This window comes from Shewanella sp. HL-SH2, assembly GCF_051164935.1.
GTDB classification, from domain to species: domain Bacteria; phylum Pseudomonadota; class Gammaproteobacteria; order Enterobacterales; family Shewanellaceae; genus Shewanella; species Shewanella glacialimarina.
In genome coordinates this window covers 953365-979570 of record NZ_CP195035.1, presented here as the reverse complement: position 1 = coordinate 979570, position 26206 = coordinate 953365, and the positions used below count along the sequence as shown (strand labels likewise).

Below are 26206 nucleotides of genomic sequence, written 5' to 3'. Positions count from 1 at the left end.
TAGAATGTTTGATCAGACAACTAACACAGAAGTTCACCAGCTTACCGTAGGCAAAATCGAAACAGCAAACGGCACTATCAAGCCGCAGTTATTACGCGACGCAGTTAAACGCGCCGTAACCAACTTCTTCTCTCAGTTAGACGGTCAGGAAGCTTCAGAAGTGTATGAAATGGTACTTAGTGAAGTTGAAGCACCTTTACTAGACATTATCATGCAACACACTCGTGGCAACCAAACTCGCGCAGCGAACATGTTAGGTATCAACCGTGGTACTTTACGTAAGAAGCTAAAAAAATATGGCATGAACTAAGACTCAACGTCTAAGTGATTGTAAGAAAACGGGCTTATCAGCAATGATAAGCCCGTTTTTGCGTATATGTATCCGCATATGCACCTTCTTTTTTGTTGTCCCTTATTCTTTTAGTCTTTTCACCCATAAAATATCTCATAACAACATTTGTTTTATATAGCCTTTGTATTGGGCGATGTCACTAATATGGCCAACTAAAACCGCTATGACTAACCTATTATACTCAACCGTCTAACCATTTTTTAAATTGTGCTGTGCGAGTTTTGCTGGTAATAAGTGGCTCTTTTAATATTGTCGTTGTTACCGCGACGGTATCTTTGCCGTAATTCTCGAATGCTTGAATATAATTCAAATTAATTAAATCGCTGCGGTTGAGCCTGAAAAACTGCTTAGGGTCGAGTTGTTGTTCAAGTTCAGTAATCGAGTTGCCTGTCAGCATATGATGCTGGCCGAGTTTATCGTAAGCAGAAATAACCCCTGCCGCAGCGCGCAAACACACTATGTCATCGGTTTTAAGTATTTCGACCACTTGTGATTTACGCAATAAAAAGCGGCTTTTATAGATTGGCTGTTCAACACTGGGCTGACCTATCTGAACCTGAGTTAAGTTATGCTTTAATTGTTCATAGCTCAACATAGCCGCAGAGAAACGCTTATATGAAAAAGGTTTGAGCAGATATTCAACCCCCTGATTTTGAAAAGCATCACCCCAATGTTGATCATAAGATGTGGTGTATATAACAGGGCAAGGTAAATCAAGGGCATTAAGAGCGTTAAAGACCTGGCCATCTAACAATTCAATGTCAGAGAAAATAAGGTCTAACAGTGGCTGATTATCAAAGAATGTAATGACATCGGCTACTTTATCTATTTGTGCAACAATTTCAGCCTCGGGATAGTAACGATGAATAAAACCAATCAGTTTTTGGGCAGCCAACGGCTCATCTTCAATCACTAACACTCTCATGCAAACTCCCTGTGAACAGATAAAGGTAAAGTGAGCCTGAAATAATGTTCGGTATGCTCAACTTCTAAAGGTTGGTTACAAATAGCCACACAGCGTGTGCGTAAGTTTTGCAGACCTAATTGAGTAGACTCAGGTTTAAAGCTTTTCTGACTAATCTGATTACCAATACTGACTTTATCAGCATCAATTGTTATTTCAATCTTGGTAGGGGCAAGTTTATTGCCTTGATTATGCTTAATCACATTTTCAATAGCGAGTTGCAAAGCACAGGGTAAAATATGACTGCGTAAATTATCCCCAGGCTTTTGAATAATCTCAAGCACATAAGCCCCTTCAAACCGTGTTGATATTAATGACATGTAATTTTTTGCAAAAATCAGTTCATGTTCAAGCGGTACTAAAGAGTGATCTTTATGCTGTAAAATATAACGGTAAATATCGCTAAAGGTATTAAGGTATTCATCCGCTTCATCAGGGTCTTGTTGTATCAATGCCGACAACACATTGAGGTTATTGAATAAAAAATGTGGATCAATATGCTGCTGTAATGTTTTTACTTGGCTTTGCAGTAACGCTTTTTCGCTTTGTTCTAGCGCGCTATGTTGTTGTTTTATATCTTCAAACACTTTGAATGCTAAGGTAAAACCACCCACTATGGTATGCAAAATAAACTGCATACTCAAAAGCGATATGATATGAACCACATTAATTGCTTGAATACCTATCGCAAACTCAAGCGCGACAATTAACCCTGTAACGGCAAAGGTAAAACTGACATTACTGAGTAAAAATACTCGTATATAGCATTGTGTATTGCTTAGTATGTGTTTGCTGTTTTGATAGAAGCTAAACCAGCGTAAAGTAAGCCATTGCGCAATAAGACATTGAATGGCCATCCACACTGGGGCATCAAAATGCCATTGAATGGCCTCACCAGGTTTGGCCTGTAAAAGTGCAGAGTACAACACCATAAATATCGAAAAAAGGCTGATAATAATAATATTAATAAGTTTATTCATGATGTTGACTCTATTTAAATTCATTTGAGTTTAGTTATTTTCTGGCAACCGCATAATCACTTGGCCTTTGTCGTCTAAAAACTCCAGTTTTGCTTCACCCGATTCAGTCACTACCAGTTGAATTCGCTTATTACCCTGAGCATCATTTAAGCGTAATTGTGAGCTACCATTTAAGGTACCGTAAAAAGCACGATGCACTGCACCTTTATTGTCTTCTATATATTGTTGCTCGAGGGCAGCTAATTTAGCAGTATCTCCTTCTGACTGCGCTTTAATAAATGCCTTGGTCAATTCAAAGTCCATATCGGTATCAGGTCTATCCATAACGGTTAAGCCGGTGATCATAAAATCTTTTTGCTCAATATGCTGCATCATCATAGTCTGGTCTTGGTTATAGCGATCAAAAGACATGTGTAACCCATGATTAACCTCTCCATTGTCTTTTTTACCACGGAAAATGAAACCGCCATTTTCTGTGCCCTCATCATTATAAAAAATCATACCCGGTCTAGGCTCATTAGAGCGAAATACTTCCTTACCAAACTTATCAACCCCAGGCGCTTTATCAGCGTTTGAGAGTACCATTCGGTTTAAGCCATTTTTCTCTACAATATTAATACGTTCAACAGAAATCTCTTCAAACGTCATCTTATTAGGGCTGTTATCTAATTTATCTAAAAAAACATAACTTCCTAATGATAAGAGACTAATGCCTAAGATATAGTTAATGAATTTTTGAGTTTTAAATTGTTGTACTAAAGCAACGTTTTGATGAGTAGTCATGGTGCGCCCTCTTTAAGCTATTGATTATTTTTTACAACGGTAGGAACCGCTGGTTGTGTGATTAAAGTAGCGTGCTGACAATTAAGACAAAATACATAATCTATAAGCAGGGGGAAAATCTTATTAAAGGGCTGAAAATGACGATTACACCAAATGATTAATCTAATGGTTTAGGTTTGCTATGGGGGAATTAGCTAAAAATAGCTGGTCGACGCTATTATGTTATCAAGGTACTAGCGCATTGGATTGGATTAAATTGAAGTAAAGTGAATCAAGTGAATTGAGTTAGCCTAGCGGATAATCAGTAATATGCTATTTTGTTTCTACATCGACAAAATATTGTTGTTCAAGCTGCTTATACTCACCACTGGCTCGAATTGTTTTTAAACCACGATTAAACGTGTTTTTTAATGCCTCATCATGGAAGCTTAGATAATAATCCGGTCCTGAAAATATCATGTGATAATGCAAGCTTGCTGTTACATCGATATCTTTGGCGATCATACGGTTTAAATCTTGGAACACGTACCGGTCGGCTATCACGATATCAATGCGTTCTTTATAAAGCATTTTATTTTGTTTTTCTTGTGGTGACACTTCCAAATAGGAGGGATTATTTTGGGTCATTTTGTTAAAAGTGTTGCCCATAACGTGTTGGGCATTCAAAAAGGCCACCACGCTGTAATGTTTTAAATCATCAATGCTAGTAATACGTAAGTCATTTTTGGCTAAGCTAATCGCTACATTGTGGTATGAAATATAATTATCTGAAGCGAACCCTCCAACACCTGTATGCTGATTTACCGTCATAATGGCATCCGCTTTTTTCTGTTGAAAATGCAATAATTGGCGATTACGGGAAGAAAACTGAAACTCAACCTTTATGCCTTCACTGGCAAATACCTGACGGATGATATCCAGTTCAATACCTGATTGTTCATCTTGTAATATATAAGGCGGGCGAGCTGTAGGGGACGCGATAATGATTTTTTTATCTACCCTCAACTCTGTAGCAGACAATGGTTGTGATACGACTAGTTGAAGCATAGATGCTAGACACGTCAGTAATACGCTAGAGGTCAAAGCGAGTGAGAAATAATGCCTTTGAGAACCTAGCATAGGGTAAGTGTTACCTTTTATTATTTTTTGTGCCAGTTATAGTGCAAGCATAGCGTGAATAATGAATGTCGATCAAGCTCAACCATTCAACAAATATAGCTCATAAATATAAACGTGAAACATATAAAGTCGCCATAAAAAAACAGGCACCAATAGGCACCTGTGTTTTATCCGCATCACAAATTAATTCATCACATCTTCAAGTGCTTTAAGGCATAGGGCCACATTTTCAGCTCTAGCACCAAAACCCATCAAACCGATACGCCAAGCTTTTCCTGCTAATGCGCCTAATCCTGCGCCAATTTCTAGGTTGTATTGCTCTAGCAGTTGTTTGCGCACCGCGCCATCATCAATACCTTCAGGAATATAAACGGTATTAAGCTGAGGTAGTCGGTATGCCTCTTCAACAACAAACTTAAGCCCTAGCTTAGTCAGTCCGTCGCGTAAAATCACATGCATATTGTGGTGACGCGCCCAGGCATTTTCTAGCCCTTCATTCGCCAATACCCTTAATGACTCATGCAATGCATAAAGTGCATTAACGGGGGCGGTGTGATGATAGCTACGTTTACCACCAGCGCTATTACCCCAATAACCCATGACTAATGTTTGGTCTAAAAACCAACTTTGTACTAATGTTTTACGATTTTTAAGCTTTTCAACGGCTTTGTCTGAAAACGATACCGGCGATAAGCCCGGCACGCATGATAGACACTTTTGGCTACCCGAATAAATGGCATCAATACCCCACTCGTCCACACGTAGCTCTACACCCCCTAATGATGTCACCGCATCCACTATGGTTAAACAGCCATGGAGCTGCGCAAGTGTACACAGAGTTTGCGCATCAGATAACGCACCAGTCGATGTTTCTGCATGTACAAAGGCTAAAAATTTTGCATCAGGGTTGGCCACTAATGCCTGTTCAACCGCTTCTGGACAAACAGGTTCTCCCCAAGCATTATCAACTACCACGGCTACGCCGCCGACACGTTCAACGTTTTGGCGCATACGTTCGCCAAACACCCCATTACGGCACACGATGACCTTTTCACCTGGCTCAACTAAGTTGACAAAACAGGTCTCCATGCCAGCACTGCCTGGTGCAGATACCGCTAGGGTCATTTCATTCTTAGTTTGAAAGGCATACTGGATCAGTTGTTTTAGCTCATCCATCATATTAACGAACAGCGGATCTAAATGACCGATAGTCGGCTTGGCTTGTGCAGCCAATACTTCAGGATAAACGTCGGACGGCCCTGGGCCCATCAAAATACGACGTGGAGGGTTAAAAGCAGCAATTTGCGGTACGGGCAACATCAATGTCTCCTTAACTAGGTCTAGCTATTTTATTAAATAGCAGTAGTTGAAAAATTTACCCTACATAGAAAAAATAGTATTCAGCCAACGAGTATATTCTCGTTTCGGCATTGACGTTAACTTAGCATACTGGCGCCAAAAGTAACGCTAGTATGCTATATAACTATTTAGCCTTAGCGCCTAAAAATAATTGATAGGCTGGGCTATTGGTTTCTTCTTGGTAGACAAAGCCCAGCTCCGTTAAAAAACGGGCAAATGGGATATCATCACTTTTAGGCACTTCAAAACCCGCTAACACGCGGCCAAAGGCTGCACCATGATTACGATAATGAAATAAACTGATATTCCACTGGCTTTGTAATGTGGTTAAAAACTTCAGCAATGCGCCTGGATACTCAGGAAACTCAAAGCTAAATAATCGCTCTTCTAATGATTCTAATGGATGACCGCCAACCATATAACGCACGTGTAACTTTGCGGTTTCGTCTTGGGATAAGTCTTGAACTTCAAAGTGTTCCGATTCTAACTTAGCAATAATACTTTTCAGTTCGGTTTGACCACCACTTAAGCGAATCCCGGCAAACACTACGGCCATATCACGGCTACTAAAACGGTAATTAAACTCAGTCATCACGCGCTTATCAAGTAACTCACAAAAACGCAGAAAACTGCCAGGCTGTTCAGGAATTTTAACGGCTAGCACGGCCTCTTTTTGCTCGCCTAATTCACAACGTTCAGACACATAACGTAAGCTATGAAAGTTGACATTTGCACCGCTTAAAATAGCCGCTACCTTTAATGGTTTGTCTGCATCGTTTTCAAATGCCAGCATGTATTTTTTCAAACCGGCAATAGATAACGCACCAGCGGGCTCCGCAATTGCGCGGGTATCTTCAAAAATGTCTTTTACTGCGGCACAGATTTCATCAGAGGTCACAGTAATCACATGATCAACATATTCTCGAGCAACCCGAAAAGGCTCATCACCAATGCGCTTAACGGCTACGCCATCGGCAAATAAACCTACCTGACTTAATGTAACGGGCTCATCGGCTTCTAATGCCGCTTTTAAACACGCGGCATCTTCCGGCTCAACACCAATAATTTTTACGTGTGGCATTACCGCTTTATAATACGCCGCAATACCTGCAATTAACCCGCCACCACCAACAGGTACAAACACCACATCAAGCCCGCGTTGTTGTTGCACCATTTCCTGGGCAATTGTGCCCTGTCCTGCTATGACAGCTTCATCATCAAATGGGGCAATGTACACTCGACCTTCTGATTCAGACAATGCTTTAGCATAATCATTAGCTTGATCAAATGCTTGACCGTGCAATACGACTGTGCCGCCCAAACGCTTTACCGCATCGATTTTAATTTCAGGCGTTGTGCTTGGCATCACAATGACCGCATTAATGCCACGACTTGCTGCCGACATTGCCACACCTTGGGCATGATTACCGGCTGACGCACAAACAACACCACAAGCGCATTGTTCTGGGGTTAATTCGGCAATGCGGTTATAAGCACCACGAAGCTTGAACGAGTGTACCGGCTGCATATCTTCGCGCTTTAAAAAAACATCACAACCTAAACGAGCTGACATTTTTTTCATAGCAGATAACGGCGTGACCTCGGCAATATCATAAACGGATGATAGCAAAATCTTTTGCAAATATTGCTGAGCTAAGGACATGGGCGCTAGCTCCAATTGAGTTGGTGATACCAAGGACTGCATAATCTATCCCTCTAGTTTACTGCGATCGCGCACAGCACCTTGATCGGCACTGGTGGCTAATAGCGCATACGCTTTCAACGCCAATGAAACATATCGTTCACGACCAATGGGTTTCCAACCTAACACACCTTTGGCGTCCATTGCTTGGCGACGCGCTGCTAAAGCTTGGTCACTGACGTTCAGTTTGATGCTACGATTAGGGATATCAATGGCAATTTGATCGCCATTTTCAATCAAGGCAATAGTGCCACCTGAAGCCGCTTCTGGTGATATATGGCCAATCGATAAACCAGAAGTGCCGCCAGAGAAACGTCCATCGGTAATTAACGCACACTTGGTCCCTAACCCACGAGACTTAAGGTAGGTAGTTGGGTACAGCATTTCCTGCATACCTGGGCCGCCTTTAGGGCCTTCATAGCGAATAACCACCACATCACCGGCAACCACTTCGCCACCTAAAATACCGGCGACGGCATCATCTTGGCTTTCATAAATACGGGCGCTGCCCACAAAGGTTAAATTAGAATCATCAACCCCTGCGGTTTTCACAATACAGCCTTTTTCAGCGATATTACCCGACAATACCGCTAAGCCGCCTTCTTGGCTGAAAGCGAATTCACGCGTACGGATACAGCCGTTTTCACGGTCATCATCAACAGTGTCCCAGCGACAATCTTGGCTAAAGGCCTTTTGGGTTGGAATACCAGCAGGTCCTGCACTGAAGAAGCGTATAACGGCAGGGTCATTGGTTTGTTTAATATCGTATTTGGCTAACACTGACTTTAAATCACCGCCATTGTCCGCAGCCACATGTGGTACGTCATTATGTAATAGGCCTGCTCTGTCTAACTCACCTAAAATACCCATGACGCCACCCGCACGGTGAACGTCTTCCATATGATATTTAGGGGTAGATGGCGCGACTTTACAAAGGTGCGGCACTAAACGTGAAATACGGTCAATATCGGCCATGGTGAAATCAACTTCCGCTTCATGGGCGGCGGCCAATAAATGCAATACCGTGTTAGATGAACCGCCCATGGCGATATCTAAAGTTGTTGCGTTTTCAAACGCTTTAAATGAGGCGATATTACGTGGTAAAGCAGTTTCATCGTCATGCTTGTAATAACGCTCTGCGAGCTTCATGACTCGGCGACCCGCTTCTAAAAACAGTTCACGGCGATCCGCATGGGTAGCCAACATTGAGCCATTACCCGGTAACGATAACCCTAGCGCTTCAGTTAGGCAGTTCATTGAGTTTGCGGTAAACATACCCGAACACGAGCCACAAGTAGGACAGGCACTGCGTTCAATTTGTTTGCTGTCTTCATCGCTAACATTGGTGTCAGCACCAGCAACCATGGCATCGACTAAATCAAGTTTGATAATTTTATCTGATAGCTTAGTTTTGCCAGCTTCCATTGGGCCACCAGAGACAAAAACCACTGGAATATTCAGTCTTAGTGCGGCCATCAACATGCCTGGGGTGATTTTGTCGCAGTTTGAAATACACACTAATGCATCGGCACAGTGGGCATTAACCATGTATTCAACGCTGTCGGCAATTAACTCACGTGATGGCAGGCTATAAAGCATGCCGCCATGGCCCATGGCAATACCATCATCTACTGCGATAGTGTTAAATTCTTTGGCGATACCGCCTGCTTCTTCAATAGCGCTTGCTACTAACGAGCCCATATCTTTTAAATGCACATGACCCGGCACAAATTGGGTAAATGAGTTAGAGATGGCAATAATTGGCTTACCAAAATCCGTTTCTTTCACGCCTGTTGCGCGCCAAAGTGCGCGAGCTCCTGCCATGTTACGACCTTCGGTACTGGTTGCTGAACGTAGTTTTGGCATTGCTTTATTCCTTGTTTAATTCTTTACTGCATAAAATCGATTAATCTTTGCCGATGAAAGCTAAAAATATTAAGCGTTTACTGTTTTATCTAATTGGGCGGCAACCGGCAACACTTTACACTGTGTCACATCAATCAGCTTGTCTAATTGGTTGCTTAATAATTCAATCGCACGCTCGGCTTCAACCCATAAATTAATCGCTAGGTTGCTGTCATCCTTAGTGTGCATTTTCATTTCAGTCACTTTGAAGCCACGGTGACGTGTAACACGCAGAACACGCTCTAGTACTTCAGGACATTGTTTTACGGTTATCTCTAGATTATGTAGCATCATGTTTGCTTCTCCATTTGATCCATCATTTCACTGTTACTGGCCCCTGGAGGCACTAATGGCCAAACGTTGAAAGCGTCATCAATCGACACATGCAACATAAATGGACCTGGGGTATTAATCATTTCATCTAGGGCTTCTTCGACCTGATCTGCGCGGGTAATGGTACGCCCTGGGATATCAAATGCCGATGCCATTAACACAAAGTTAGGGTTGTCTGATAAATCTGTTTCGCTGTAGCGTTCTTCAAAAAATAGCTGCTGCCATTGCTTCACCATGCCTAATTTTTGGTTATCAACCAGTAAAATTTTAACCGGTAACTTACGGCGCTTGATGGTGGTTAACTCTTGCACGTTCATCATGAACGAGCCATCGCCCGATACTGTGACCACAGTTGCATTAGGTCTGGCTACTTGTGCGCCAATGGCAGCTGGCAATCCAAATCCCATAGTGCCTAGACCTGCGCTAGATAAGTGATCTTCTGGACGTCTAAACCACATATGTTGCGCCACCCACATTTGGTGCTGACCCACATCACAACTGACTACGCTATCTTCAGGCAACTTATTGGCTAAGCGGCGTAACATAGAAGGGGCAAAAATCAGTTCACCTGGGTGGTTATAATCCCATTTATATTGACGTGACATGTCGGCAATATCTTGTAACCACGGCTGAATATGCACCGCATCAACGACTGCTTCTGCTAAAGCTGGCAATACAACACGCAGTTCAGCCGCTATAGCCACATCGGGTTGGCGTAACTTGCCCAGCTCGGCGGCATCGATATCTAAATGCAGCACCTTGGCATTACTGGCAAAACTGGCTAAGCGGCCGGTTACACGGTCATCAAAGCGTGCCCCAACTACGATTAATAAATCACATTCTTGTACCGCTAAATTAGCCGCTTTGCCACCGTGCATCCCTAGCATACCAAGATAACCCGGTGCATCATGGGCAATACTGCCAAGCCCTTTTAAAGTGGCTACAGACGGTATTTTTGTTTGAGTAATAAACTGACGTAAGTGTCCAACAGCACCAGCCATACCCACGCCACCACCGACGTATAACATGGGTTTTTTGGCGGCTTTGATTAATTCAGCTGCGGCGTCCAAATCAGCCTGTTCGGCTTGCAATTCAACTTCCACCGATTGCAGTGGTGTTTTGTATTCAAGTTCGGCTATTTGGATATCTTTAGGGATATCGACCAACACAGGTCCAGGTCTTCCAGAGGCGGCAATTTCAAAAGCGCGATATAAAGTCGGAATGAGCTCGTTGATGTCTGTGACCATAAAACTGTGCTTGGTACAAGACAGTGACATGCCCAGCACATCAATTTCTTGGAAGGCGTCAGTACCAATTACACTGGTCGACACCTGGCCTGTAATGGCAACTAACGGCACGGAATCAAGTAATGCATCAGCAAGTGAGGTGATTAAATTGGTCGCTCCCGGTCCTGATGTTGCAAAGCATACACCGGTTTTGCCACTGGCTCTGGCGTACCCGACTGCGGCAAAAGCAGCACCTTGTTCATGGCGACTTAACAGATGCTCAACAGGGCTACCATAAAGGGCATCATAAATCGGCATAATAGCCCCACCTGGGTAACCAAACACTGTGGTTACACCATGTGCGGCTAGTACTTTGATTACGGCGTCTGCGCCTCTCATTTTTTGCCCTACTTCCATAATGTACTCTCTACTTATTAACGCTACTTGATGACAATGTGTATGTTCAGTGAATGTTCAAACGCCTTAAAACAAAAAAACCCCCGGTCCTTTCGGAGCGGGGGTTTTTGGAATTTTGTGACCTCTAGGTCAGTCTTTTTGCCAAATGCAGCCCCCGCTGTGATTTAATAATCACTACGGTAATAATCGAAATAATGAGTAGGGCTACTTGGTTAAACATATAAAGACTGAGTTCCTAATTTGAGTGTTGAATATCAACTGTGTGATAAGTGATACCATACAAACTTCATCCAACACAAGTAAAAATCGGTATTGTAAAAAAAAATTCAGCTTCCCTGCCGAGACAATGCAAACAACAAACTAAAAATTTGGCAGTAACCCAATTTAGATTACTCAAATAAAAATTTGCTAGAGTGGTCACCTTAGTTACTCACTCTAATGATGCCTGTCCGACAACTTATGATTAATTAAATAATCTAAACTGAACAGGTACTTCATCAGTACTTTTTTACAAATCTAATTTCATAAACCTAGACTATAACTCTAACGAGTTAACGGCTTAATGATTAAGCCACTAGTAGTTAGCTAGCTTCTACAATACTTTTCATATCAGTCATATAGCCGCGAAGCTCTGCACCCACAAACTCAACGTCGGTATTGCGAATGGCTTCATTGACTTCAATTAAGCGAAGGTTATCAACACCTGTTGAAGCTGATTTCAAACCGCTACCTAAAAACTCTGGTGACATGGCATTAACGTAATCACGTAATAACGGCACTGCTGCATGGTTAAATAAGTAACAACCATATTCAGCGGTATCTGAAATAACAATGTTCATTTCATACAAGCGCTTGCGTGCAATAGTGTTAGCAATTAACGGCGTTTCATGTAGCGACTCATAATAAGCTGACTCTTCGACAATACCTGAAGCAACCATAGTATCGAATGCTAGCTCAACACCCGCTTTGATCATCGCGACCAAAAAGATGCCCTTATCAAAGTACGTTTGCTCGTCGATGTGCTCACTTGAAACCGGTGAATTTTCGAATGCGGTTTCGTTAGTTTCTGCACGCCATTTAAGCAAGTTGGCATCATCATTAGCCCAATCAGCCATCATGGTGCGAGAAAACTCACCACTAATAATATCGTCCATATGCTTGGCAAATAATGGCGCTAAAATTTCTTTTAATTCTTCAGCCATATCAAAGGCTTTAATTTTAGCCGGGTTAGATAAACGGTCCATCATGTTAGTGATGCCGCCATGCTTAAGCGCTTCAGTAACGGTTTCCCAACCCTGTTGAATGAGTTTACCGGCATAACCTGGCTCAACACCGTCGGCAACCATTTTCTCGTAACCTAAAATGGCACCGGTTTGTAACATGCCACACAAAATCGTTTGCTCGCCCATTAAGTCAGACTTAACTTCGGCAATAAACGATGACAGTAATACACCGGCACGATCGCCACCAGTAGCACTTGCATAGGCTTTAGCAATGTCTAAGCCATCACCATTAGGGTCGTTTTCTGGGTGAACCGCAATCAATGTTGGTACACCAAAGCCGCGCTTATATTCTTCGCGTACTTCAGTACCTGGACATTTTGGTGCCACCATCACAACAGTGATGTCTGACCGCACTTGCATGCCTTCTTCAACGATATTAAAACCGTGAGAATAAGATAATGTTGCACCTTGCTTCATTAACGGCATAACAGTATTAACAACATCAGTGTGTTGTTTGTCAGGTGTCAGGTTTAATACCAAATCTGCAGCAGGAATAAGCTCTTCAAAGGTACCAACAGTAAAACCGTTATCGGTAGCTTTTTGCCAAGAGGCGCGCTTTTCAGCAATGGCTTGAGGACGCAAGGCAAATGAAATATTCAAGCCAGAGTCACGCATGTTTAAGCCCTGGTTAAGCCCTTGAGCGCCACAACCTAAAATAACAATGTTCCAATCTTTAATATAATTGCAGCCGTCTAAGAATTCGCTGCGGTCCATAAAACGACATTGTGCTAGTTGAGATAATTGTTGACGTAAATTCAGAGAGTTAAAATAGTTAGCCATCTGATACCACCTATAAAATTCAGAAATTTGAGACGCAACATTCAGATAATTTAAATCATCGGAAGTTGTGATTAAGCTTACTATAGCGCAAGCATGTTATTGCTTAAAATGATATATTCGGTATTTGTAATTGCATTTAATGAAATTACATAGTTTTCTATATCAAACAGCGCACACTTAACCTGAACTCTGAGGTGTTATGGATATTCGTTCACTCAAGCTTTACCTACATTTATGCGACAGTTTGCATTTTGCTAAAACCGCAGAGCAAACCCATGTTAGTCCATCAACATTAAGCCGTGCGATGCAAAGGCTTGAAGAAGAAGTGGGTTGTAAATTGCTTGAGCGAGATAATCGCAGTGTCAGCCTAACCCACGCAGGTATTGAGTTTAAGCATTTTGCTGAACAAACGTTATCTGAATGGACACAGTTGAAACAGCGCATTGATCCACAACAAAATGTGTTACGTGGTCGGTTAAATATTTTCTGCTCGGTTACCGCAGCTTACAGCCACTTGCCATCACTATTAGACAGATTTAGACGTGAGCATCCGCATGTAGAAATCAACTTAACCACTGGAGATCCTGCTAATGCCATTAACGAGGTGCAACAAAATAGAGCAGACATTGCCATTCTTGCGCTGCCAGATGCCCTTGCCCCAAGTATTCATTTCAGCAAAATTGATTATGTACCTTTATCTATTATCGCGCCCACTATGCCCTGCCAGGTTCAGCAGATGGTGTCACAAGCTAATATTGAGTGGGATAAATTACCCTTTATTGTGCCTGATCATGGCCCTGGACGCCGTCGTGTGGATAACTGGTTTAAGCAAATGGGTTTCAAGCCGAACATTTATGCCCAAGTTGCAGGACAAGAAGCAATTGCCTCAATGGTAGCGTTAGGATGCGGGGTTGGCATTAGCCCTGATGTAGTGATTCAAAATAGCCCAGTGCGAGGGCGCATTCAAATGGTGGCTTCACCGGTTGAAATTCCAGGGTTTGAGCTAGGCTGTTGTTGCAAAGACAAGCGCACTGAGGATCCAATCATCAATGCATTTTTACAGGTCATTTAAGGCTGGTCTATTTTCGTCACTAATAACTGGTCGACTTTGTATGAATCAATGTCGACCACTTCAAATTTATAGCCGCCATAATTAACGAAGTCGGTTCGTTTGGGTATTTTACGTAGCATATACATAATAAAACCCGCGATGGTTTCATAGTTTTGGCTATGGGGAAATGACTCAATATTAAATGCCCGCATCACATCAGTTATCGGTGTCACGCCATCCACTAACCATGAGCTGTCATCACGGCTAACTATTTGCTCTTCACTTTCATGTAACGACCAAGCGCCCATTACTGCACTTTGTAAATCATTGGTGGTCACGATACCGACAACTAAAGCGTATTCATTCATCACCACCGCAAATCCGGTGCGATTATTTTTAAAATACTCCATCGACTCAGACAAGGTCAGTGTATCGGGAATAATCAGACAGCTATGTACCAAGGAGCTGTCTTTTAAATTAATGCTTTGACCATTAATTACCCTAAGTAAAATTTCTTTAGCATCGACGTAACCCAAAATAGTGTCTAGTTGGCCATTACACACCAAAAACTTGCTGTGGGGTTGATCTGCAATTTTACGTTTTATGGTGTCTTCGGAATCTTGCTGTAAAAAAAACACTAAACTTTCACGCGCTGTCATTGCTGAGGTAACAGGGACGGACTGCATTTCAAATACATTCTCCATCATTTGCTGCTCACCTTTATCTAACACTCCCGCTTCAGTGCCTGCACTCATTATCGCGTAAATATCATCATGGGTAATTTGGTCATTCCGTATCATAGGAATTTGTAATAACTTAAATAAGCCATTCGCCAAACCATTAAAAAGCCAAACAAAAGGTTTTAACAGCGTAATGCATAGCAGCATGGGCGCGACTAAGGTTACCGCCACCTTTTCAGGCATCACCATGGCAATACGTTTTGGCATTAAGTCCGCAAATAAGATAAACAGTGAAGTCACACAAATAAATGACAATACAAAACTGCTTTGACTGACCCAAGCAGGGTCAACCCATGACGATAATAGACCTTCAAAATAGGGCCTAAATGCGCCTTCACCCACAATACCGCCCATAATAGCAACGGCATTAAGCCCTATTTGTACCACAGTGAAAAAACTGCCTGGATGCGCTTGCAAGCTAAGCACTTTAAACGCGCGAATATCACCTTCTTCAGCAAGGGCTTGCAAGCGAATTTTACGGGCAGCGGCTAAGGCGATTTCTGACAGAGAAAAGAAACAGCTAATCGCAATTAACCCCATCATAATTAAAAAATTGTCAACAAAACTCATTACTACCTCTGCCTAATTTTTGTTTATAGGCTGGTTAAATCAATAAGAGCACGATACACATCATGACCATTATAAGGGGGGCAAATAGCAACAACTTTGGCAGTTACGGCTAAATTAGAAACGGCATTAATCTACTTTAGTGGAACCAAGCATCTTTATGCTGCTAAAAATCGCCGTATGGTACTCGAAGTATTATTTATAAAATAGTCTACACTTACTGAATATCAATCGAACTGCCTATATTTTTATTGATTAATCCATGGAATCAGGATTAACCACTGCAAAGGATCTGTTTATGGCAATTGCCTGTATTAACACTCGCGCCAGTTGTGGCGTTGATGCCCCCATAGTGACCGTTGAAGTCCATTTAAGTAATGGTCTGCCGGCCTTTAATTTAGTCGGCTTGCCAGAAACCTCAGTAAAAGAAGCAAAAGAGCGAGTCCGCAGTGCCTTGATTAATGCAGGCTTTGAAGTGCCACAACGCAGAATTACCGTTAACCTTGCCCCTGCAGACTTACCTAAACAGGGTGGTCGCTACGATTTACCTATCGCTATTGGTATTTTAGCTGCATCAGGGCAAATCCCAATTAAGAATATCGCCCAATATGAATTTATTGGTGAGCTTGCACTATCGGGGCATGTTAGATCCTGTAGTGGTATTTTGCCCGCCATTATCGCTGCAAAAAATCAATATCATCATTTATTTATGCCACTAGAAAATCGTTATGAAGCTGAACTTGTAGGCTATGAACACTGCTTTTTTGTCGCCCATTTACAGCATTTAGCGGCTTTTCTTCACGGGCAATCACAATTGCCTAAGTTAGATAACTTACCCCAATGGATAGATGACGCCCCCACTGATGAAAGCCATTTATGTATGAGCGAAGTGATTGGCCAGCACCAAGCAAAACAAGCATTAGAAATTGCCGCTGCTGGCGGGCATAACATGCTAATGCTGGGGCCACCAGGCACTGGCAAGTCGATGTTGGCCAATCGAATTATTCCGTTGATGCCGAAACTGACTTATGAAGAAGCAATAGAAGTCGCGGCGATTCATTCAGTGGCGGCGCTCAGTATTAAACCGGCTAACTTCTTGAACCGTCCCTTTCGCGCACCACATCATACTTGTTCCTCGATTTCATTGGTCGGCGGCGGAAGTCACCCAAAACCCGGGGAGATTTCATTAGCCCATCGCGGCATTCTATTTTTAGATGAAATAGCCGAGTTTCCCCGTAAAGTATTAGATTGCCTAAGGGAGCCGATGGAAAGTGGCGAGGTAGTGATCTCACGCGCCGCAGCCAAGCTGACCTTTTCAAGCCGATTTCAGCTAATTGCTGCAATGAATCCTAGTCCATGCGGTGATACCGAACATGCGCGGGCGACACCAGATCAAATTCAGCGTTATTTATCACGTTTATCAGGGCCTTTTTTAGACAGATTTGATTTAACTATAGATGTACCTAAATTACCGTCTGGTACGTTAACTCAGACCAATACCACTTCAGAAACCAGCGCTAGCATTGCACTGCGTGTCAAACGTGCTCGAGATTTACAACTGAGTCGCAGCGGGGTGTTAAATAGTGAATTAAGCCCTAAACTACTTAATCAGCACAGCGGTATTTGCCATCAAGATCTGGTTTTTTTAGAACAAAGTGTAGTTAAACTCGGGTTATCAGTGCGTAGCTTTCACAGAATTCAGCGCGTAGCTCGTACTATTGCTGACCTACAAAATAGTCAAAATACAGACCGCAGCCACATTGCTCAAGCCTTAGGTTACCGCGCAATGGACCGCCTGTTAGCCAGTTTAAGTAGACAATATTAAAATAAAATCGCTACTGATTGAGCTAAACCTATACAACGAGTAATATAGACCTCCATTTACAGGAGAGTTAGATGTCGTTGTTTTCAAAAATTAAAGGATCGTTAGCATTTATATGCTACTGCATAAATACACTATTTTGGGCTATCCCCATTTTGGTTTTTGGCTTAATCAAACTAATCCCTTTAAAAATAATCGACAAGATTTGCAGTTATATCGCCGATCATTGTGCTTCTGCATGGATTTACTGCAATACTCTCACTGAAAGCATCCTTCACCCGGTCACTTTTGAAGTCACTGGTGATACTGATTTTGATCAAAAACAATGGTATATGGTAATTGCAAACCATCAGTCCTGGGTCGATATCTTAGTACTGCAACGTATATTAAATGGCAAAATTCCTTTTCTTAAATTTTTTCTCAAACAAGAGCTACTTTATGTGCCTGTGTTAGGTCTTGTTTGGTGGGCATTAGACTTTCCTTTTATGCGCCGTTTTAGTCATGCACAACTCAAGAAAAACCCTAAGCTTAAAGGTAAAGACATCGAAATTACCCGCAAAGCCTGCGAAAAATTTAAAACTAAGCCTGTCAGTGTAATGAATTTTGTAGAAGGTACTCGCTTTAATAACGTAAAACATCAACTACAGGCATCGTCTTTTCAACACCTATTAAAACCTAAAGCAGGTGGAATGGCCTTCGCACTTTCAGCTATGGGTCAGCACATTAATAAGTTAGTCAATGTAACTATTTATTATCCTGAACAGGTGCCTTCATTTTGGGGGTATATCTGTGGGCAAACCAAGCACATTAAAGTCAATATTGAAATTAGCGATATTCCACAGAATATGCGCGGTGATTATATTAACGACCGTCAATTTAAAATTGATTTTCAAGAGCAGCTAAACCAATTTTGGTCTGAGAAAGATCAAAAATTACAACAGTATCATCAGCACTGCACAGCCCCAAGTCATAGCGCGGCAATTAGCAATAAGTGCACGAAAAAGGCATAAATATCAATGTTATCGTTTTTACCTGGCCCAATTTTATACGCAATAAGTCTGACTTTATTGATTATCAATACTATTGTTTGGAGCTCATTACTCAGCATTGGCGGCATTATTAAATTACTATTGCCAGTCAAAACGATTCGCTTAGGTTTATCTCACTTAATGAATCGCTTTATGTGGTGCTGGGCAGTCTGCAATGGCGGCATTTTAGCACTAATTTCTAATATTGAATGGGACGTTGAAGGGCTTGAGAATCTTGATAAAAATAGCTGGTATTTACTGATAAGTAATCACTTAAGCGGTTTTGATATTGCTGCGCAAACCTATTTACTGCGTAACCATATTCCAATGCTAAAGTTTTTTCTCAAACAAGAATTGATGTATGTACCCATTATGGGATTGGGCTGTTGGGCGCTGGATATGCCATTTATGCATAGAACTAGCCCTGCAAAGTTACGTAAAAATCCTAAATTAAAAGGTAAAGACTTAGCAACGACTCGCAAGGCTTGCGCTCGATTTAAACATTTACCAACCTCTATTATTAACTACGTTGAAGGTAGTCGCTTCACGGTAGAAAAACATCAACGCCAACAATCACCTTACCAACATTTACTGCGTGCAAAAGCGGGTGGTATTGCTTTTACACTTTCGGCAATGGGTGAACAATTTACTAGCCTTCTTAATATTACTTTAGTGTATCCAGATGCAAAGGCTGATGAAGATATACTTTATGGCGTGATGAATGGTCGCGTTAAAAAAGTTGTTATGAGAGTAGAAATACTCCCTGTTCCTAAGGTTGACCCTGAACTTTATTTCTCTCAGGCGGAATATAGAGCTGAATTTCAGCGTTGGTTGAATGATTTATGGTTAGAGAAAGATAATCAAATCGATGGCATCCTTAAGCAATATGCTGAGAAATCTATTACTATCAACAAACAATAACGATCAAGCATCATCTGTAAAACTAGCTATAATCAACATCAAATCGTTAACGAAAAAATATATCTATTAATAATTGATTAACAATTGAATTTCCCACCTTAAAAGGTAGTATTGATTTAAGCTGTCATTTCATAATAATAAAACACAGAAATTAAGCTGTCATTTCATAAAAATAAAACACAGAAACTAAGGTGTCGTTTGATTTTACGCATATTTTCATTTTTGATTACAGCCATTCTATTTGCAGCTTTATTGTATGCAACACCAGCTATTGCGTTACATAAAGGCAAGTATAGTCATATTTCCGAGATCAAATTTGAGCATTTTGATAGCCAACAAGGGCTAAACCAAAACAGTATTACCAAGTTGTTTATGGACAGTGCTGGTATGTTATGGATTGGTACTCAAGATGGCTTGCACAGTTATAATGGTGTCGATTTTCAGATATACCTCAAGCGTTCTGGTGATCCTGAAACAATTTCAGATAATTTTATTACTGATATTATACAAACCCCCGATGGTGCACTTTGGGTCGCAACTTTGAATAGCGGCTTAAATAGGCTTGACCTTAAAACGGGTAAGTTTATCCGATTTAATCAGGTAGATGGCTTAACTGATAGCCAAGTGTCTCATCTTGCCGTTATTGGTGATACCCTTTGGATAGGCACACGTTCGGGCCTGTTTATGATGTCCCTCAAGACTTATAAAATCACTTCTATTGGTCTTGGTAATAGCTTAGAACCGCAAATAACCAGCTTATCTAATATCGATAATAAGTTTGTCATCGTTGGCACTGACAGAGTTGGAACTTATGCAATTGATACTAATACAATTAATCGTTTAGATATTCCAAATGAAATGCAAGTTAACCGAATTCAGGCCAGCTCAATTTTTGCCGTTTGGTTAGCTATTGATAATCAAATCTGGCGTTATAATTTAGATACCCACCAAAAAGATTTTATCTGGCAACGATCTGATGCTACTGGAAAAAAGAATGACATCAAAGACTTTATAGTTGTTGATGCCAACCAAGTATGGGCGATAGGCAATGGCTCAGGTCTTATTCAGTTAGATTTTGACGGCAAAGAATGGCAAAGCCAATATCATAAAAATGAAGCCTATAAAATAAATAGCCTGAGTGAAGATAATTTATTCACCATGATGCTCGATCCTAATGGCACCTTGTGGCTAGGGACTACCTTTTCTGGTATCGATAAAATTAACCTTAGCAATCAATATTTTACTCATTTATTCGATAGCAGCACCAGTAATCCACGCAAGGCCAATATGATCAGGGCAATTTATCGCGATCATAAACAACGCTTATGGATTGGAACGGATGGAAAAGGCCTTAAATATTTAACTGAGGATGGCAAGTACACCTATCTTAATGATCAATTTTCTGTGTTGTTGGATATTCCTGCCACTGAACTCGATATACAAGTTAACGATATTATTGAAGATAGTGAACAAACAGTATGGTTTGCGACTAGCATAGGTGTATTTACCTTAGACAAACAAGATACGCTATCGCAAGTTAAGCCTCACAATCCAGCACTGCAGGCAGATATAAATTTTCGCAGCTTAGCCGTTGATGATAAAAATAGAGTCTGGTTGGCCAGCATGCTAGGGCTGTATTTTATCTCTAAAGATAATCAGCAAATGCTGCCCTATAACTTTGGTTTTCAGAAGGAGTATTCCCCCTATAAGCACCAAATGCTAACGCTACATTTCAGTGATGGATATTTATGGATAGGCACCATAGGCGGCCTTGTCAGACTTAATCCAGAAGAAAAAGAATTAGTTTTTGTTAGCAACGAACCTGGTAATCCCTATAGTTTAAGCGATAACCGCGTACGAGACTTTCTTCGCGCCTCAAATGGCGATCTCTGGGTAGCAACCCATAGCGGTATAGACAAATTAACAACGGACTACGGTATTTTTAAATTTGAACGCTTGGATGTGAATAACGACTTAGCTATAAATACAGCATACAGTTTGCTGGAAGATAATGACCAAAACCTATGGCTAGGTACCAACTCAGGCATTGCCCGTTATAACCCCGCAACGAAAAAATTTACTTCGTTTAATATTCATGAAGGGCTACAGGCTTTAGAGTTTAATGGCGCGGCTCGTTTTAAAGACAGTAATGGTGACATGTGGTTTGGCGGCATAAATGGGCTAAATTACTTTACGCCGAGCGATATTCCACAGCAACGTCCACCAATCAAACTAGCACTTACTAGCTATACTATTGGCGATACACGTTATCCGGTTTTGGATCTTAGTCACACACCTAAGATTAATATGCCCTATGAAAAACAACTCATTAGCTTTGAAGTTGGCGCGCTCAACTTTAGTTATAGTAATTTAAGTCAATACAGTTACTTTTTAACTGGCTTTGATTCTGTATGGCATAAACTGCCCACTGGCAGCAAAATAACCTACACCAACATCCCACCAGGGGATTATCAACTCATAGTGCGTCATGCTTTAGGTCAAAATGCTTTTGATGAGAAATCATTAGTCATACCTATTTCGGTGATCCCGCCTTTTTATATGAGTAAATTTGCTTATATGTTTTATGGCATATTCAGCTTTAGCCTGTTGTCATATTTTATGTATTCAAGGCACTATAAACATGAGAAACAACGAGAATTTGAGCAAAGTATTCGTGCATCTGAAGAACGTTTGAAGCTTGCCTTATGGGCTTCTGGTGATGGTATGTGGGACTGGAATATCGCACAGAACAAAGTCTACCGCACTAACATGGTGCCTCAAATGAACTTTGATCATTCTGATAAGTTACTTATAGATAGCATTCACCTTGAAGACCGCGCAAGAGTAGAAAGTCTACTGCAAGAGCATCTTGATGGTAATAGTGAATTTTTCGAGGCCGAATACCGAGTTGAAATAGGCAATGGTAAGTGGACCTGGTTGCTTGATCGTGGACAAGTGGTTGAACGTGATAGCAAAGATAGACCACTTCGCATGGCGGGAACCCATAAAGATATCACCAGCCGTAAAGAAATTGAAAATGAATTAAAACTGTCTTCACAAGTGCTATTCAGTATGAATGAAGCCGTTGTCGTCGGAGAATTAGATTATAAAGTTCGCTCAGTTAACCCGGCATTTAGTCGAATTACCGGCTTTAAAGCGCGAGAAGTCGCTGGCAAACACTTCTTATTTTTGGCTATGGGCAAACAATCAAGGGAGTTTTATATTACCGTTGAAGCCCAATTGTTACGTCATAAGCACTGGGCCGGAGAAATTAAAATTCGTACCCGTAATCGTAAAGGTATTTTGGCCTGGCTAGAAATAAATCAGGTCATCGATAATAAAGGTGAAACTAGCCACTTTGTTGCGGTATTTACCGATATCACTGCCCGTAAAAAAGCAGAAGAAGATTTGCGCGTTCTGGCTAACTTTGATCCATTGACTGGCTTACCTAATCGAACCTTATTCCAAGACAGACTCAATCATGCCATCACCAAAGCGCATCGTTCGCAGCAAATTGTCGCGTTATTGTTCCTTGATTTAGATCGCTTCAAACATATTAATGATTCTATGGGGCATCATATTGGTGATTTATTACTAAAAGCGGTATCAGTGCGTCTTCAAAATGCAATTAGAGAAGGTGATACCGTTGCCCGATTAGGCGGCGATGAATTTACCCTCATTTTAGAAGGCGTTAAAAAAATCGAATCCGCGACGCGAATTGCAGAGAAAGTGCTGCAATCATTTGAAACCCCGTTTTTATTAGACGATAAAGTGTTAACGATTTCATCATCGATTGGTATCAGCTTATATCCAAGTGATGCTGATGATACAACTTCATTAATTAAATATGCCGATACAGCTATGTATCATGCTAAGTCTTTAGGGCGTAATAATTTCCAGTTCTATACCGCTGAGCTTAACCAATATGCTACTCGCCATGTGCAGCTAGAAGCAGGTCTTAAACAAGCTATTACTTTGAATGAGCTGTCTTTGGTATATCAGCCTAAATTTGATGTTAAAACAGAAAAAATTATCGGATTAGAAGCACTATTACGCTGGAATAGCGCAGAGCTTGGATTTATTTCTCCAGCCGAATTTATCCCGCTAGCTGAAGAAACTGGCATGATTAATGAGATAGGTCATTGGGCGCTTAACCAAGCCTGTGGCCAGCTTTCACAATGGCATCAGCAGGGATTTGAGCATATATCTGTTGCGGTAAACCTTTCTGCCAGACAATTAAAGGCCGATATAATATCGACCATTGAAGTTGCTTTAGCGGTTTCAGGTCTACCTGCAAGCGCGCTTGAATTAGAATTAACCGAATCAATGATTATGGGTAACCCAGCAGATTCTGTAGATATTCTCACCCAGCTAAAAGCCATTGGTTTAACGATATCTATTGATGATTTTGGTACAGGATACTCAAGTTTAAGTTACCTTAAGCGCTTCCCTATCGACACCTTAAAAATTGATCGTGAGTTCGTACGTGATATTAGTGAAGACCCTGATGATGCTGCGATAACCAGCGCAATTATTACCTTAGCCCACAGCTTAGAATTAAATGTTGTGGCTGAAGGGGTTGAAACCCATGAGCAGCTAGAGTTTTTGCGACAAGGTGGTTGTGACCAAGTACAGGGCTTCTTGCTGAGTAAGCCTTTGTCTGTCGTTGATTGTCTGGCACGTTTACAGTTAGACAAAAGCTCGCTGTCATCTTAGTCATTACTGGTACACATAAATACAAACAAAAGGCCTGAAATTATTCAGGCCTTTTGGTTTTTATAACGCGAATAAATTGGCTGAAATTAAAATTAACATCAGCAACAAGCTGTCGATTAATTAAAAATCATCTATCACATGAAAAGCACGATACTCATCATAGGCAAATTGATCTGTCATACCACTGATATAATCAATAATCAGCCGCATACGGAAGTAAAACTCACGGCAATCTTCATCAGTAATTTGAGTCGTTAATGCGCCCTCTGCCATGGCTGTTTGGTATGCGGCAATATGCTTAGAAGACAGTTTCTTGTATAAACGTGCCGGGTATATCGGAATTGACAGCAACTTATCCTCAGCCGTTTGAGCGCCATACATTAATACATTAAATTGCTCACGACTCAGGGTTAGCAATGGCTTATAGCATTCCATTAAGCCACTGATTACTCTATACCCCTGCAACTCACGCGCTTCCACCTCTGGGTGACAAAAAGCTTGTTCTAACGCGACCCGTTTAAACGTTTCAACAATCATGTGATTAGCGCTATTGTCTTCAATCAAGGCATAATTAAAGCTGCCATTGAACACGGCTTCCATATTATCAATAAAGCGTTTCTGGGCGTGCTGAGGTAAACGACCGTTCACCCCTACTCGTAAGAACACAAAAAACATGCTGTCACTGCCCTTGGCACTTTTACTGGCTTTATCTAGCATCACTTGCATTACAGCTTGGTCTACATCGCTAAGATGTGTAGATATTTGGGCAAACTTGTCTATTAATGCTAACTTCATTTGCGTTACCGTCAGCACACCTTTTTCAACCGCATCTTCTAAATCAGCTATTCCATAAGAAATATCATCCGCGGCTTCCATAATATACGCAAAAGGTGAGCGGCAATGAGGAGCGATATCTAAGGTTTTTTGTAACTCAGTGATATAGTCAGTTTCGCTCAAATAATAACCGACCTTTTTCTTTAAATAACTGTGGGGGTCATTACCATTTTTAGCTGGTTTGGGCTCAGTACCACAGCGGGTGTACTTCATGATCCCCGAGGCTTGTGAATAAGTCAGATTCAGTTTTAGCAAGGAGTGAATTAATCGTATTCCCTGAGCATTACCTTCAAAACTAATTAAGTCTCTGGCAATGTCATCGGGTAAGATTTTATTGTGTAATTGCTGATATATGCCCGCAAGACTGTTTTGCAGCCAATCAATCATTGCCGCTTCACCAAAATGACCAAATGGTGGATTACCAACATCGTGCATTAAACACGACATTTCTACGATAGTTTCCAGCTCACGTGCTAAGGTTTTTAAACCATAGTTTTGTGTGTCGGAGTCGTACTTTGACAAGCCATCACAAATCAACTGACTGATATATCGGCCGACTTGCTGCACTTCCATTGAGTGAGTTAATCGGCTACGCACTGCGGCATTTCGCTCTAGCGGAAATACTTGAGTTTTTTGCTGTAATCGCCTAATAGCTGCTGAATTAATGATACGGCCACGGTCACTTTCAAACTGCCTTAATATTGGGCCTGAGGACGCTTTATATTGAAAAGGACGTTCAGCTTTAATTTTAGTATTAAAATGCATATACATTACCCAGCAAAAAAGTATTTAATAGGATAAATTTACAGCATTACTCTTTTATATTCAATGAATTAAACAATCTTCAAGTAATTAAAAGGTGATGCGTCATTTTATTTTAAAATGATACTTTATACGTTAATATTGAGTTATCTATTGATTTTAAAACCATATACTTTATCGACAAAGCTTAACTTAAACATTCAAACTCACTCAGTTTTAGTGTGTTAGAATCAGCAACAAATAAATTTCAGCCATCAACATAAGGTCATCTAATGAATCCAATTATTGCCATCTTAAAAGAGCACAATGTAAGCGATGCTAAAATTAGCGAATTATTTCAAACGCTAACCCAAAATCCATTAATGGCAATGAGCGTTATTGGTCAATTAGGGATCCCAGCTGAAAAATTACAACAATTGATGGCTATGGTTATGCAAAACCCTGCATTAATTAAAGAAGCTGTATTAGAATTAGGTTTTGATTTTTCAAAAGTCGAAGCGGCAAAAGCACAATTACAGCACTAGAGCTGTAAACGATAAAAAGAGTAAAGTGGCACCCTACT

19 protein-coding genes are annotated in these 26206 nt (G+C 41.1%); 7 read left to right on the top strand and 12 right to left on the bottom strand.

The window, feature by feature from the left end; all coding sequences use genetic code 11:
* Positions 1-4 precede the first annotated feature (4 nt).
* On the top strand, positions 5-310 hold the full coding sequence (gene fis / locus ACRWP9_RS04225) for a DNA-binding transcriptional regulator Fis (RefSeq protein ID WP_011494902.1): 306 nt from the start codon (positions 5-7) through the stop codon (positions 308-310).
* A gap of 223 nt (positions 311-533) precedes the next feature.
* Here fis and ACRWP9_RS04220 read toward each other — a convergent pair whose 3' ends face one another.
* The 10 genes from ACRWP9_RS04220 to ilvC form a co-directional block, all read right to left on the bottom strand.
* Positions 534-1277 carry a LytR/AlgR family response regulator transcription factor gene (locus tag ACRWP9_RS04220; RefSeq protein WP_434928027.1) on the bottom strand — a complete coding sequence of 248 codons (744 nt, stop codon included), beginning with the start codon at positions 1275-1277 and terminating at the stop codon, positions 534-536.
* Positions 1274-2296 (bottom strand): sensor histidine kinase, encoded by a 1023-nt coding sequence (locus ACRWP9_RS04215; protein ID WP_434928026.1) that lies wholly within the window; start codon positions 2294-2296, stop codon positions 1274-1276. The genes ACRWP9_RS04220 and ACRWP9_RS04215 overlap by 4 nt, the downstream gene beginning before the upstream one ends.
* 30 nt (positions 2297-2326) lie before the next feature.
* Positions 2327-3079, bottom strand: a complete 753-nt coding sequence (locus ACRWP9_RS04210; RefSeq protein ID WP_434928024.1) for a hypothetical protein — start codon at positions 3077-3079, stop codon at positions 2327-2329.
* A gap of 312 nt (positions 3080-3391) precedes the next feature.
* Entirely contained in the window at positions 3392-4198 is an 807-nt protein-coding gene (locus tag ACRWP9_RS04205) for a substrate-binding periplasmic protein (RefSeq protein ID WP_434928023.1), read from the bottom strand.
* Positions 4199-4381: 183 nt separating this feature from the next.
* Positions 4382-5518 (bottom strand): pyridoxal-phosphate-dependent aminotransferase family protein, encoded by a 1137-nt coding sequence (locus ACRWP9_RS04200; RefSeq protein WP_434928021.1) that lies wholly within the window; start codon positions 5516-5518, stop codon positions 4382-4384.
* A 163-nt stretch (positions 5519-5681) separates the two neighbouring features.
* On the bottom strand, positions 5682-7262 hold the full coding sequence (ilvA, locus tag ACRWP9_RS04195; RefSeq protein WP_434928019.1) for a threonine ammonia-lyase, biosynthetic: 1581 nt from the start codon (positions 7260-7262) through the stop codon (positions 5682-5684).
* A gap of 3 nt (positions 7263-7265) precedes the next feature.
* Positions 7266-9125, bottom strand: coding sequence for a dihydroxy-acid dehydratase (ilvD, locus tag ACRWP9_RS04190; RefSeq protein WP_434928017.1), 1860 nt, complete (start codon positions 9123-9125; stop codon positions 7266-7268).
* 69 nt (positions 9126-9194) lie between these two features.
* The gene (gene ilvM, locus ACRWP9_RS04185) at positions 9195-9455 is read right to left on the bottom strand and encodes an acetolactate synthase 2 small subunit (protein ID WP_434928924.1); all 261 of its coding nucleotides are present in this window, start codon (positions 9453-9455) and stop codon (positions 9195-9197) included.
* Positions 9455-11140 carry an acetolactate synthase 2 catalytic subunit gene (gene ilvG, locus ACRWP9_RS04180; RefSeq protein ID WP_434928016.1) on the bottom strand — a complete coding sequence of 562 codons (1686 nt, stop codon included), beginning with the start codon at positions 11138-11140 and terminating at the stop codon, positions 9455-9457. The genes ilvM and ilvG overlap by 1 nt, the downstream gene beginning before the upstream one ends.
* Positions 11141-11721: 581 nt before the next feature.
* Entirely contained in the window at positions 11722-13203 is a 1482-nt protein-coding gene (gene ilvC, locus ACRWP9_RS04175; RefSeq protein WP_434928015.1) for a ketol-acid reductoisomerase, read from the bottom strand.
* A 199-nt stretch (positions 13204-13402) separates the two neighbouring features.
* Between ilvC and ilvY the strand changes: the two genes are divergently transcribed.
* Entirely contained in the window at positions 13403-14275 is an 873-nt protein-coding gene (gene ilvY / locus ACRWP9_RS04170) for an HTH-type transcriptional activator IlvY (RefSeq protein WP_434928013.1), read from the top strand.
* Here the strand turns inward: ilvY and ACRWP9_RS04165 are convergent.
* On the bottom strand, positions 14272-15564 hold the full coding sequence (locus tag ACRWP9_RS04165) for a hemolysin family protein (protein WP_226411589.1): 1293 nt from the start codon (positions 15562-15564) through the stop codon (positions 14272-14274). The genes ilvY and ACRWP9_RS04165 overlap by 4 nt on opposite strands.
* A 295-nt stretch (positions 15565-15859) precedes the next feature.
* On the opposite strand from ACRWP9_RS04165, the gene ACRWP9_RS04160 reads away from it, so the two are divergent.
* The 4 genes from ACRWP9_RS04160 to ACRWP9_RS04145 all read left to right on the top strand — a co-directional run bounded on the left by ACRWP9_RS04160 (position 15860) and on the right by ACRWP9_RS04145 (position 24048).
* Positions 15860-17386 carry a YifB family Mg chelatase-like AAA ATPase gene (locus tag ACRWP9_RS04160; protein ID WP_434928922.1) on the top strand — a complete coding sequence of 509 codons (1527 nt, stop codon included), beginning with the start codon at positions 15860-15862 and terminating at the stop codon, positions 17384-17386.
* Between the two features lie 71 nt (positions 17387-17457).
* The gene (locus tag ACRWP9_RS04155; protein WP_434928012.1) at positions 17458-18393 is read left to right on the top strand and encodes an acyltransferase; all 936 of its coding nucleotides are present in this window, start codon (positions 17458-17460) and stop codon (positions 18391-18393) included.
* 6 nt (positions 18394-18399) lie between these two features.
* On the top strand, positions 18400-19332 hold the full coding sequence (locus ACRWP9_RS04150) for an acyltransferase (RefSeq protein WP_434928011.1): 933 nt from the start codon (positions 18400-18402) through the stop codon (positions 19330-19332).
* A 198-nt stretch (positions 19333-19530) separates the two neighbouring features.
* Positions 19531-24048, top strand: a complete 4518-nt coding sequence (locus ACRWP9_RS04145) for an EAL domain-containing protein (RefSeq protein WP_434928010.1) — start codon at positions 19531-19533, stop codon at positions 24046-24048.
* A 120-nt stretch (positions 24049-24168) separates the two neighbouring features.
* Here ACRWP9_RS04145 and dgt read toward each other — a convergent pair whose 3' ends face one another.
* Positions 24169-25653, bottom strand: a complete 1485-nt coding sequence (gene dgt / locus ACRWP9_RS04140; protein WP_434928009.1) for a dGTPase — start codon at positions 25651-25653, stop codon at positions 24169-24171.
* Between the two features lie 263 nt (positions 25654-25916).
* Here dgt and ACRWP9_RS04135 point away from each other — a divergent pair, with 263 nt between their 5' ends.
* Positions 25917-26168: a DUF2999 family protein gene (locus ACRWP9_RS04135; RefSeq protein ID WP_226411599.1), complete on the top strand. Its 252-nt coding sequence runs from the start codon at positions 25917-25919 to the stop codon at positions 26166-26168.
* Positions 26169-26206: the final 38 nt, after the last annotated feature.